This window comes from Paraburkholderia sp. BR13439, assembly GCF_040948805.1.
Lineage (GTDB): Bacteria > Pseudomonadota > Gammaproteobacteria > Burkholderiales > Burkholderiaceae > Paraburkholderia > Paraburkholderia youngii.
Window position 1 is genome coordinate 1 of the sequence record NZ_JBFPKN010000060.1, and the last position, 11,283, is coordinate 11,283.

General features: G+C 57.6%; 9 protein-coding genes and 1 pseudogene. 3 read left to right on the forward strand and 7 right to left on the reverse strand.

From position 1 onward, the window contains the following. Positions 1 to 294: 294 nt before the first annotated feature. From AB3X96_RS41185 to AB3X96_RS41210, 6 genes are all read right to left on the reverse strand, one after another. Positions 295 to 1,185: a carbohydrate ABC transporter permease gene (locus AB3X96_RS41185; RefSeq protein ID WP_368594239.1), complete on the reverse strand. Its 891-nt coding sequence runs from the start codon at positions 1,183 to 1,185 to the stop codon at positions 295 to 297. Between the two features lie 10 nt (positions 1,186 to 1,195). Next, on the reverse strand, positions 1,196 to 2,128 hold the full coding sequence (locus AB3X96_RS41190; protein WP_368594240.1) for a carbohydrate ABC transporter permease: 933 nt from the start codon (positions 2,126 to 2,128) through the stop codon (positions 1,196 to 1,198). Between the two features lie 55 nt (positions 2,129 to 2,183). Next, positions 2,184 to 3,329, reverse strand: a complete 1,146-nt coding sequence (locus AB3X96_RS41195) for an ABC transporter ATP-binding protein (protein ID WP_368594241.1) — start codon at positions 3,327 to 3,329, stop codon at positions 2,184 to 2,186. A 47-nt stretch (positions 3,330 to 3,376) separates the two neighbouring features. Beyond that, on the reverse strand, positions 3,377 to 3,571 hold the full coding sequence (locus tag AB3X96_RS41200; RefSeq protein WP_368594242.1) for a hypothetical protein: 195 nt from the start codon (positions 3,569 to 3,571) through the stop codon (positions 3,377 to 3,379). Positions 3,572 to 3,640: 69 nt separating this feature from the next. Continuing rightward, positions 3,641 to 5,014, reverse strand: coding sequence for a sugar ABC transporter substrate-binding protein (locus AB3X96_RS41205; protein WP_368594243.1), 1,374 nt, complete (start codon positions 5,012 to 5,014; stop codon positions 3,641 to 3,643). Between the two features lie 336 nt (positions 5,015 to 5,350). Then, a complete protein-coding gene (locus tag AB3X96_RS41210) occupies positions 5,351 to 7,363 on the reverse strand; it encodes a sigma-54-dependent Fis family transcriptional regulator (protein ID WP_368594244.1) in 2,013 nt (670 codons plus the stop codon). Positions 7,364 to 8,093: 730 nt separating this feature from the next. Between AB3X96_RS41210 and AB3X96_RS41215 the strand changes: the two genes are divergently transcribed. From AB3X96_RS41215 to AB3X96_RS41225, 3 genes are all read left to right on the forward strand, one after another. After that, a complete protein-coding gene (locus AB3X96_RS41215) occupies positions 8,094 to 9,530 on the forward strand; it encodes an NAD-dependent succinate-semialdehyde dehydrogenase (RefSeq protein WP_368594245.1) in 1,437 nt (478 codons plus the stop codon). 6 nt (positions 9,531 to 9,536) lie between these two features. Further along, positions 9,537 to 10,028, forward strand: a complete 492-nt coding sequence (locus tag AB3X96_RS41220) for a flavin reductase family protein (RefSeq protein ID WP_368594246.1) — start codon at positions 9,537 to 9,539, stop codon at positions 10,026 to 10,028. A gap of 91 nt (positions 10,029 to 10,119) precedes the next feature. After that, positions 10,120 to 11,085, forward strand: a complete 966-nt coding sequence (locus tag AB3X96_RS41225) for a D-2-hydroxyacid dehydrogenase (protein WP_368594247.1) — start codon at positions 10,120 to 10,122, stop codon at positions 11,083 to 11,085. Between the two features lie 83 nt (positions 11,086 to 11,168). On the opposite strand, the pseudogene AB3X96_RS41230 reads toward AB3X96_RS41225, so the two are convergent. Then, positions 11,169 to 11,283 (reverse strand): annotated as a pseudogene (locus tag AB3X96_RS41230) (IS5/IS1182 family transposase); the annotation flags it as partial.

The following is an 11,283-nucleotide window of genomic DNA, read 5'->3' on the forward strand; positions in this document are numbered from 1 at the left end:
CGCCGACCCAGGCTTCTGCGTAGCCGAGCTTGTCGGCCATGATGATTGCGTCGCGGTCCTGCTTGAGCAGCTCCGTGTAATTCCGCTTCGGGTCGTGAAGCGGCATCATGAAAAGTCCGAGTTTCATTTATTACCTCAAAGGCCATCGAAATGTAGTGGGCACCATGTTCTGCAACGGCTATGCCAGTCCGCAATGCCCTTGATTTTTCAGAGTTAATTTCGCAGTCTCAGTCGCCTGTCTCACCGATGAGACAGCGTGAAGCGCTCGAGTTGAGACGAGGTTTCAGCAAGCGCTCACCCTCGAACCGCCCCCCCAAGTACAAAACCCGACTTGAATACACGAGACGAGAGGAGGTACAGCAACACAACGGGTGCGGAATACACCAGGCTGTAGGCAGCGATGTCCCCATACCGAATCGTGTCGGCCGTGATGAAGCTGAAGATGGAGATTGGACTCGGCTGTTGCTCGGAGTTGGTGATGAGAACAAGCGGAGCCAGGAAGTTGCCCCACGTGTTGACGAACCCGAAAATGGCGCCAGCCATGATTCCCGGCATCGACAGAGGAACAATCACCCGCAGGATGATTTGCAGCGTGCCCGCGCCTTCGATTCTTGCCGCCTCTTCGAGGTCCAGAGGTATTGCGTCAATCGCGTTCTTGATGATGTAAAGCTCAAACGGAAGCGCAGTTGCTCCGAGAAAGATGCCGGTCGGAAGCAGGGACAGCATGTCCATCTTGGACAGCACTTGATAGACAGGCACAATCAGGATATTGATTGGGATGCCCGACAGAAAAAGAATCACGAGGAGCGTGCTCTTTTTGAACGGTATGTGCTGCCGCGAGAACGCGTACCCAGCAAATATCGACGGAATTGTCGCGACAAGGGTAGCGATGATTGAAATGACAACGCTGTTCCAGAGCGCCAGCAGTTTCCCGGAACTCAATGCAATGCCGAAGTGCGCGAGCGTCAGAATCGGCAACTTGAGCTGCCGGCTCGCATCCGCGTCGACAGAGGCAAGAATGAGCCAGAGCAGAGGCAAGACGAACATTGCACCGCATGCAGTCAGGGCAACGTTTCGAGACACTTTGCCGACGGTCAGCTTGGGCAGGATAACTTCAGGACCAAAGCGGGATGGTGTCTCACTGGTCGCGGAAACATCGGAAGCAAGGGAGATATGTGTACTCATGGCCGGTTCCTTAGCGCTTTTTGGCGGACTTCTTGATACCGCCGAGTCGGTCGACGCAGATAAACGTGATGCCCAGGGCTGCTGAGAGCAGGACCATGACGTTGCCCAGCATCGCGCCGTATCCCAGGTGATTGAAACGGAAGCCCTGCATATAGGCATATACAGGCAGGATGTTGGTGGCATTTCCGGGGCCACCGCCCGTCATGAGGAAGACGAGCGTGAAGTTGCCGAACGACAGAAGCGTCATGAGCAACACGGACGTCATCAGGGTCGGACGCAGCATCGGGAGAGTAATGCGGAAGAAGCGCTGTACGGCGTTCGAGCCTTCGAGAATGGCCGCTTCGTACATGTCCTGCGGGATATTTTTGAGCGCTGCCGCGAACATCAACATTGTCAAACCGCAGAGCGACCACGCATTCGCGGCGGAGACGATAACTACCGGATACTTGAACAGGAGGTCACTCGATGCCTGTCCCAGCATCCAGGGCAGCACACCACCGGCCGTCGAAACACAGAACCACAGGACAGCAACCGTCGCGGGCGGCAGAATGCACGCGAGCATGGCAAGCGCTCCCACCGAAACCTGAATCGCAGGAATCGCCCGGTCCATCAGCATCGCGAGCACAAGGCCCGCAATGGTGGATGCGACAGCACCCGAGCCGACCACAAAGTAAATCGTCACAAGGAGCGAATGCCAGAACTCTTCATCGTTCAGAAGTACGTGGACGTTCCACATTCCGGTGAACTTGTAGTGAACGGCATGCGAACCAATCAACTGGAGGTTGGTTAGTCCCAGATAGCCGGCGTAGATGATTGGCGCTACGAAAAGGCCAATCAGGAGAGCAGCGGCGGGAAGAAGGAGTACAAGGCTCTCCCACCGATAGCGATGACCATCGAGTCTGGCTTTGCCAAACCGGTCCATTGAGATTGTTGGGCTGTTCATCTATGCCTCGAGTCGAGCAGACTGTGAAATCAAACGTAGCGAGAACTGCGCCGCATCAAGCACGCATCAAGGCGGGGACAGACTCCAGAGCAAGCGCCCGCTCGTCGATGAGAGATGCCCCCGACTCAATATCGAAGATGTGCAGGTCTTCAGTATCGAAGGCGAGTTCGACAATGTCGCCCTCAGCAACCGGGGCGAAGCTCGGGAAACGGGCGGTCAGCGATTCGGTTCCACACATGACCGTAACGTACGTCTCGGCGCCCGTCGGCTCGACACTCAAGACCTGGCCTTTCAGCCGGCTAGCGCAGCGTCCTGGCGAATCCTGGACCCAGTGAATCTCCTGCGGCCGGATGCCGATGTGAACCTTTCGGCCGCGAGGCGCGTTGAACGCCTGTGCCTTGGCGCCGTCTAGCGCGTATGTCGAACCACATAGATTGAAGGCGGGCGCGTCTGCAGAACCTACGACATCAGCAGACAGGATGTTCATCTTTGGTGAACCGATGAAGGTTGCCACTTCGCGATTCATCGGGCGCCGATAGAGTTGCTCCGGTGTTCCAATCTGCAGCATCTTGCCGTGTGAGAACACGGCGATTCGATGCCCCATGGTCATTGCTTCCACCTGGTCATGCGTGACGTAAACCGTCGGCACGCCAAGGCGGCGTTGCATCTCGGCGATTTCAAGCCGCATTTGTGTTCGAAGTGCTGCGTCGAGGTTTGAAAGCGGCTCGTCGAGGAGGAACAGACGGGGCTCGGTAATCATCGCCCGGCCGAGCGCAATGCGCTGACGCTGGCCGCCGGACAGTGCGCTCGGTTTTCTGTCAAGGAGCTTGGTCAATCCCAGCATGTCGCTCACCCGGCGGACACGCTGGTCGCGGTCGTGCTTGGACTCGTGACGGATTTCAAGGCCGAAAGACAGGTTGCGATAGACGGAAAGGTGCGGATACAGCGCGTAGCTCTGGAACACCATCGCGATGCCGCGCTTACCGGGCGGTGTCAACGTCATATCCTTGTCGTCAAACCAGAGGCGACCGTAAGACGGAGTCTCCAGCCCGGCCAGCATTCGGAGCGTCGTGGTCTTCCCGCAGCCACTGGGTCCGACCATGACGAGGAACTCGCCGTCGTTCACTTCGAAATTCAGGCCCTGTACGGCGACGGTATCGCCGTACAACTTGGATACTTGGTCAAAGCGGACAGTCGTCATGTCACACCTTCAGGTAGTTTGCGAGCAGGGACATGACCCTGCGTTGCTCAGTGATTTAGGGAATTGGGCAATTTGTCGAATGGAAACGACGCCCGCCACAGGGCCGACTGAAAATCGACGCTCGATGCCAGATTGAGCAGGAATCCGTTGCTGACTGGAAAATCGAGAACCTTGCTTTGCAGGACGAGCAGACTCATCACGATGCTTGCAGTCGCTGCAATACCGTAGAGAACTGGTTTCATGTGCGTTCATCCTTCGCCCCGCGTTCGACGTTTCATCGTCCGAGGCGGGGCAGCATTCGCTGGTGCGATTTACTTTCGGACTTCGACTTCGTCAGGACCTGTCTGGTTGGTGACGTAGGTCACCATCTTTTTCATGGCATCGTCGACAGAGAGCTTCGGGTTGAGAACGACCGCCTCGGTGGCCGTCACGAAGCCCATAGCCCAAGTGTTGTAACCGGCGACAACGGGAATTGGCGTGGCATGCGGCAACCAGTTCTGGAAGCTTTTCTGGAACGGGTCAACATTCAGCCAAGCGGACGAATTTGCGTAGCCAGACACAGGCGGCGTCCAGCCGTTGTTGAGCGCCCCCATCAGCATGTTTTTCTTCTGTTGGCCGATTTGGATGAATTTCCACGCCAGGTCCTTCTGCTTCGAGCCCGAGTAAATTGCCATATCCCATCCGCCGAGACTGCTCGCAACTCCAGGCGCCTGACCGCCGACAGTCGGAACGGCCGCTACGCCGATGTCATTGAAGGCGGTTCCGTAGAAGGGTGATGAGACGGGTTTGGTCCACTGAAGGGTGAACCAGTTGCCGGCGAGCGTGATGCCGATGCGATGCTTCGGAATTTCCGTCGGGGGCGTCGCGATAGCATTCGCATTCAGGAGTTGCGAGGACGGAGCCAGCAACCCCTCTGCTGCAGCAGTGCGGTAGATGTTGACGGTCTCGCGAAGGCCTTTGCTATCGACAACCCACTTCTTCGTCGAGGCGTTGTAAATCGTCGGGTCCGACGAGCCAAAGAGCACCGAGTTCGGGCCGTTCCATGCGCCCGACGCACCCTGTGCGGTTCCGGTAGGAAGCCACAACGGCCACGCGGACGGACTGGTCGCCTTAATCTTGCGCGCGGCGTCAAGTACGTCGGCCCATGTCTTGGGCGCCCACGGGACTGCAATACCGGCCTTGGCGAAGAGGGTCTTGTCATAGAGCAGCCCCATTTCGTTTTCGCCGTGGCTGATGCCGTATACCTTGCCGTCGACCGTCGTCTCGTACTTGATGTTGGCGGGCATGTCCTTCCAGGACGGTTCGGCGCCAAGCCATTTGTCGAGCGGCGCGAGATAGCCACTGTCGACCCACTGAATCATGTCCTGGTTGGACAGTTCGACGACGTCCGGGGCGGTTCCCGGCGACCGGAACATCAGGCTCATCTTGTTTTCAACGTCGGCGTACGACCCCGGCACTGTGATTCGTTGGACTTTGACGCCCGGGTTTTCCTTTTCGAACTGGCCGACAACCTGGTCCCAGTATGCCTTTCCTGCTTCAGGACTCAGCGGAACAAAGTCCGAAGAATAGGCAACTTTCAGCGTGACCTGGTCAGCGCTATGGGCGGGAATAGGCACGATGGACGCGACAAGCAAAGACATCGCGCTTACAAGTGGTCCACCAATGCTCTTGAGCATACCTTTCATGTGCTGCACCTTTACGTGTGGAGGTTTCAGACGCGCTGGACGGGTCTCCCGTTTGCCAGCTTTTGCCGCGCGAAATCGGCTCGATTCGGGCAGGTCTCCATCTGCAAAGGCTATGCCAATCTAATTTTGGATGGCTAATGAATTGATTATCTTGAGGAATTTGTGGCGTCTTCGGAACCCGGTCAATCTTTAAATTCTCATCGCCGCGACGCCGTCAAAGTCAGCGGTGAGACGACGTACGCTCCTCGCCTCCCGTTTTAGTCGGTTTTAAAGAGATGAATAAAAGCAAAAAGCCCGCAAATGCGGGCTTTTTCTGAAAGAGTGGAGTAACGAAGCTTACGTACGGATGTCGTAACGCTTCAGCTTTCGATAGATAGTTGCGCGGCTCATGTGGAGTGATTGGGCTGCCGCATCAATGTTGTTTGAGTGGCGTGACAACGCCTTGAGGATTGCTGCTCGTTCGGCAGACGCGAGCGCCGAGCGAACGGTGTGGTCTGAATCGTGCGCGTCAACTTCGTCAGCCTGCTGCGGGATTACCTCGGCGGTTGCCGGCGCAACCGGTTGTTGCGGCTGTTGCGGCCTGGGCTGCATTACCGGTGCAGGCGCAAGTAAAAGGTCGCCTGCGGTGACCACTCCGCCTTCGCACAGCTTGATAGCGCGCTGCAGCACGAAACGCATTTCTCGGACATTGCCCGGCCAGCGATGCGCGAGAATCGCCGCAATCGCGCTGTCGTCAAGCTTAAGCGCCTTACCTTCCGAGAGACGGTTCAGGAGCGATTGAGCGATTCCCGCAACGTCATCCCGCTCGCGCAGGGAAGGCACGTCGATAACGATTCCCGCGAGGCGATAGTAAAGGTCTTCGCGGAAGAGGCCCTCTGCAATCTTCGTCCTGAGATTCTGATTGGTCGCCGCAATAACTTGAAGGTCCACCTGACGCGCACGACCGGCACCAAGCGGGGTCACTTCCCCTGACTCCAGTACTCGCAGCAATCTGGTCTGGAGCTGCAGCGGCATGTCGCCAATCTCGTCAAGAAAGATTGTGCCTCCATGCGCTTCTACGAGTCTGCCCACGTTACCTTCGCGATTTGCACCCGTGAAGGCCCCCTTCGAGTACCCAAACAGCTCGCTATCAATCAACGACTCTGGAACCGCGGCACAGTTGAACGCGACGAATGGCTCGCTAGCACGGCTACTTTCATTGTGAATCGCTTTGGCGAGCGTATCTTTACCAGTGCCAGTCTCGCCAAGAAGCAGTACAGGAATACCGCTATCTTTCAGCTTATTAAGGATTGCGATGTTTGCCTGCATCTTCCGGTCGCTTCCCGCACACTCCGCAACCGTCACAGCCTGCTGTCGACCAGCTCGCGTGGCTCCCCGGTCAGTGCGATAGGTTTCCGGAACGACAATCGAAGGCCGGTGCCTCGTGCGGGCACCCGGCCAGACTGACACCTTGTGCAGGCGACCCGTTGAAAGGAGACGCAATCCGACTGTATTCAAGTCACCTGAATGAGTCAGCGCAGCTTCGCAGCTACGGTCGAACACTTCCCAAAGATTAGGCGTCCCCGTTCCGACATCACCGAAGCCAAACAGGTCGCGCGCAGAACGCGTAGCGCCAGTTACCTGGAAGTCCTCTCCAATTGCAAGCATCACTGCAGGCCCTGTCCGTCGATGAAACTGAAGGACTGAATCGTTGGAGAATTGCGAGCGGAACAGCTTCGCTTCCAGCCTGACTGCACTATCGAGAGCCAGCTGATAGATAACCCGGTGCGCCGATTCGGTGATGTCCGTGTTACGCGTTGCGAGATTGATTACGCCTTTGACGCGGCCATCGATGCTACGAACGGGAGCGGCCACGCACGATTGCGTAATCAGGTCGGCGAGGTAGTGGTCCTGCTTGAAGACTGAAGTCGCACGCTGCTCTATCAATGTAGAGCCGATTCCGTTGGTGCCGCCGTACTCCTCGAGCCAGAAGGTGCCTTCCTTGTCGCCAATACAGTGATGAGCGGGGTCGTCAGGCGCAACTTCGACCAGGATGATTCCCTGGCTATCGGCGAGGGTTGCGTTGTATCCGACCGGTCCGATGATTTCCAGAAGCCGATGCAACTCCGGCATGATGAGCGACAGGTTGTCGTCACCGAACGCGTTGCGTGCCTCGGTGAGTTCCATTGCCGTCAGAATCGGCACATTCGGCTTTGCATCGGGCTGGATTTGGTACTTGTCCATGCACCGGCGCCACGATGAATAGGGGGTCCAGTCTGGCGCGGTCCCCGAACCGACTGTCGGCGGGACGTCGCTCGCCGCCGCCGTCAGAGCGGACATAATCTTCACAAGGTGTTCGTCGATGCTCATACCCACTCCACCGCGTAACGCCGCGACCGGCATACCGCAAGCCCACCGCAATAATTGAGCCAAATCAGAATGTCGTCATTAACTATTTGATTATTAACGACATTTTATGAAAAGATAAGGCTCAAACCGCAAAGTTTCGCACTTGATTGGTGCGAAAAATGCGCTTAAACGTTGATTAGTGTCATATAGTGAAGCGCGCAAGCCGACCCTGATAGGCGGGTAAACCTTAGGCGCCTTCCCCAGCCACATACCTCTTCCCCCATCGGTCGTCTCATTTCCGACATCGCCGCTCACGGGTTCCGCATTGAAAATCGACGGAACCTGCTTCAGCCCCCTAAGAGGAAGGAGTAGCCGAGACTCAGCTCGTTTGCTCGGCTTGTCTCAATCCGACGACATGTACGTCCGAGGGGCCACAAACGAGAGGCACGAACTATCTCGGTGGCCAGTTTGCCCCCCCCGGAACTCGGAAGCCGCCCGGCAAAAGCCCTTGGAAACTGCCCTTTTAGCAGGCCAATCCTTGGCTGCGTGGTGAGCCGGCCTACCTGAATCTCAGACTTCCGCGGTATCACGCGTGCGACTGACGCGGTCGCACGCGTGAGAATGACAAGGGATGTGACGAACTAAGTGACTGATTTATAGAGAATAAATCGAATGGCACGGCCTTTGCCTTTTTGACCGGCAAGCAGGCGTCCGCGTCTGCGCTCTCTCAACCAAGCAAAGGTGATTTCGCATGTCCTATCAGGATGTCAATCTTTTCATCGACGGTGAATGGCGTCGTGGCGCTCTCAATCAAACCCTCGACGTGGTGAACCCGGCGACCGGCGAACGTATTGGCTCTGTGGCTCGGGCCGAGACGCAGGATGTCGAGAGCGCTATTCAGGCTGCACAAAAAGGCTTTCGCGACTGGAGCGGCATCTCAGCTTTCGACCGGGCGAAGAAGATGCGCCGTGCCGCGGAATTGCTTCGCGAGCGCGCCGAGCCGATTGCGCGCCTGCTGACAACAGAAGAAGGGAAACCGCTCGCCGAAGCCCGGCTCGAGGTGAACTCCTGCGCCGACCTGATTGAGTGGTTCGCCGACGAGGCTCGCCGGGTGTACGGACGCGTCATCCCAGGTCGTAACGCAGCCGTGCTCCAAACGTCGCTGAAGGAGCCCGTTGGGCCGGCCATCGGATTTACGCCGTGGAACTTCCCCGTCAGCCAAGTCACACGCAAGCTGGCACCAGCGCTCGCCGCGGGCTGCTCCATCATTATCAAGGCGCCGGAAGAAACGCCTGCTTCGCCGGCGGAACTGATTCAATGCTTCCATGACGCCGGCGTACCGGCGGGCACGATTGGACTCCTCTTTGGCGTACCGGCCGAGATTTCTGAATACGCGATTCCGCACGCAGGCATCCGCAAGGTCTCGTTCACCGGCAGTGTGCCGGTCGGCAAGCAGCTGGCGGCGATGGCAAGTCGGCACATGAAACGTGTGACGATGGAACTCGGTGGTCACGCGCCCGTGGTCATTTGTGACGACGCAGACCTCGAATCGGCAGCCTCCCTGCTCGCCGCTGCCAAGTTCCGCAATGCCGGGCAGGTATGTATTGCTCCGACCCGGTTCCTGATTGACCAACGCGTCTATGGCGCCTTCTGCGACAAGTTCGGCAGCAAAGCCGCCGCCCTCAAGGTCGGTGACGGTCTGGAAGACGGCACCACGATGGGTCCGCTTATCAACGAACGCCGTTTGCAAAGCGTTGCGCATCTCGTCGAGGACGCCGTTGGCAAAGGCGCGCGCGTAATCACGGGCGGCAAACGCATCGTGGGCAAAGGCTACTTCTTTGAGCCCACCGTCCTCGCCGACGTCACGCCCGAGATGGCAGCAATGAACGATGAGCCTTTCGGCCCCGTTGCCCTTCTGATGCCGTTCAAGGACTTGAACGATGCACTCAATGAAGCGAACCGGCTGCCGTTCGGTCTCGCCTCCTACGCGTGGACGCGAGACAGCGCGAAGGCTTCCACGCTGTTTCGGGGCATCGAGGCGGGGATGGTGACCATTAACCACTTGGGGTTGGCTCTGCCCGAAACTCCCTACGGTGGCGTTCGTGATTCGGGCATTGGCTCAGAAGGCGGACCGGAAGCGGTCGAAGCATATCTGAACACGAAATTTGTGTCGCACTTGAATGGGTAGGATATCGTGAACATTGACAAGCAATTCCGCGAAGCGATGGCTCGCTTCCCTGGCGCAGTCACGGCAATCACCACGGCTGAAGGCACTGTGCCCCTCGGTTTCATCGCAACGGCTGTTTGCAGCCTTTCTGCGGACCCGCCGTCCGTCATCGTATGCGTCAACAAATCTGTATCCGCACACGATGTCATCCTGCATCAGGGATTCTTCGCAGTGAACGTTCTGATGGCCGACCACGCGCGGGTTGTCCAGCAGTTTGGCGAAAAGAAAGGCTCGGAGCGATTCGTCGGTATCGACTGGATACCTGGCGAAACGGGCGCGCCGCTTCTCACAGGAGCTCGCGTCGCCCTCGACTGCACGCTGGCCAAGGCTCATGACGGGTTCTCGCACACCATTCTCGTAGGCGTGGTCCAGTCTGTCCTCATGCCCGACGAAGTCGATGGGCACTGCCTCCTTTGGCAAGGTCGCAGCTTCCACAAAGCGATTGAACTGGCGGCGTGATTGAACAACACCTGCGCGCCCTTGCCACGACGTCCTTCGTGGCAAGGGTGACGCTCTCTTCCTCTCTGAGGTTGACGTGTCGACAGACGCATTGAACATCTATGCAATCAACTATGGCGTTGGCCAATATGCCATCACGGAAAATCAGATTCGGGACAGCCTCGGAGACCTCAACGAGCGAGCGCACATTTCGGTCAGTGCATTTGACCAGTTGAACCACGAAGCACTGGGCGCGGCGGAATTTCTGGTGGCTCCTCGCTTTGACACCGAAGTAATCAGAAAGCACGCCCCAAATCTTAGACTCGCGCACTGTATCAACGCGGGCGTAGAGCGCTTCATGCCGCTTGACTGGCTTCCCCGCGGGGCCATTTTTTCGAACAGCAGTGGCATTCACGCGGTGAAGGCGCGCGAGTATGCGCTAATGAGCATCCTGATGCTCAACAGCAGAATGCCGCAGTTCGCCTACGACCAGTCGCAGCGTCGCTGGCAGCCAATATTCACCTCGCCGGTCGCAGACAAAAAGCTTCTCGTGGTTGGTACTGGCGGAATTGGTACTGCGGTAGCACTTGCTGGCGGAACCTTGGGGTTGTCAGTAACTGGCGTGTCAAGGAGCGGTCGGCCGGCTGAGGGCTTCAATCGCGTCGTCCCGCAAGATGCACTCGACGATGTTCTGCCCGATGCCGATTTCGTCGTCCTCGCATGCCCGCTGACACCCGAAACACAAAACCTGATTTCGGCGAGACGAATAAGCTCGCTCAAGCCGGGTGCAGGCATCGTCAACATGGCGCGAGGAGCCGTCGTGGACTACAACGCAATCACCGACGCCCTGAACCGTAATGCATTGGCAGGCTGCGTGGCCGACGTCTTCGAAGTCGAGCCGTTGGCCTCAGAGTCAACTCTTTGGGACGTTCCGAGGTTTGTTGTTACGCCGCATATCTCTTGCGATGCCCCGACAGGCTATGTTGAAGCCGGACTCAGACTGTTTGCCAAAAATGTCCGCGCCCTCACTCTAGGCGAACCGGTCGCCAACGTCGTGAATCCGGAACTTGGGTACTGATGCTGGCGCGGCAACACCTCCGGTTTCGCTCTCTCAGGCGAGAGAATGGTCTCATGTCTGAGATGCTTTCATAAGAGATGGATTCAAAAAGGCTGCTCCGTCCGTCTGAAGATGTTCCAGCAGACGAGGGAGCAACCGAATTTGAGAAGTGCTTCGTGAATGTCGGCCCGACGTTCGAAGCGAATGCGAAGACGACGG

Excerpts from the sequence above, each read along its gene's own strand:
- AB3X96_RS41185 (WP_368594239.1), bottom strand. The coding sequence starts at position 1,185 with ATGAGTACACATATCTCCCTTGCTTCCGATGTTTCCGCGACCAGTGAG.
- AB3X96_RS41190 (WP_368594240.1), bottom strand. The coding sequence starts at position 2,128 with ATGAACAGCCCAACAATCTCAATGGACCGGTTTGGCAAAGCCAGACTC.
- AB3X96_RS41195 (WP_368594241.1), bottom strand. The coding sequence starts at position 3,329 with ATGACGACTGTCCGCTTTGACCAAGTATCCAAGTTGTACGGCGATACC.
- AB3X96_RS41200 (WP_368594242.1), bottom strand. The coding sequence starts at position 3,571 with ATGAAACCAGTTCTCTACGGTATTGCAGCGACTGCAAGCATCGTGATG.
- AB3X96_RS41205 (WP_368594243.1), bottom strand. The coding sequence starts at position 5,014 with ATGAAAGGTATGCTCAAGAGCATTGGTGGACCACTTGTAAGCGCGATG.
- AB3X96_RS41210 (WP_368594244.1), bottom strand. The coding sequence starts at position 7,363 with ATGAGCATCGACGAACACCTTGTGAAGATTATGTCCGCTCTGACGGCG.
- AB3X96_RS41215 (WP_368594245.1), top strand. The coding sequence starts at position 8,094 with ATGTCCTATCAGGATGTCAATCTTTTCATCGACGGTGAATGGCGTCGT.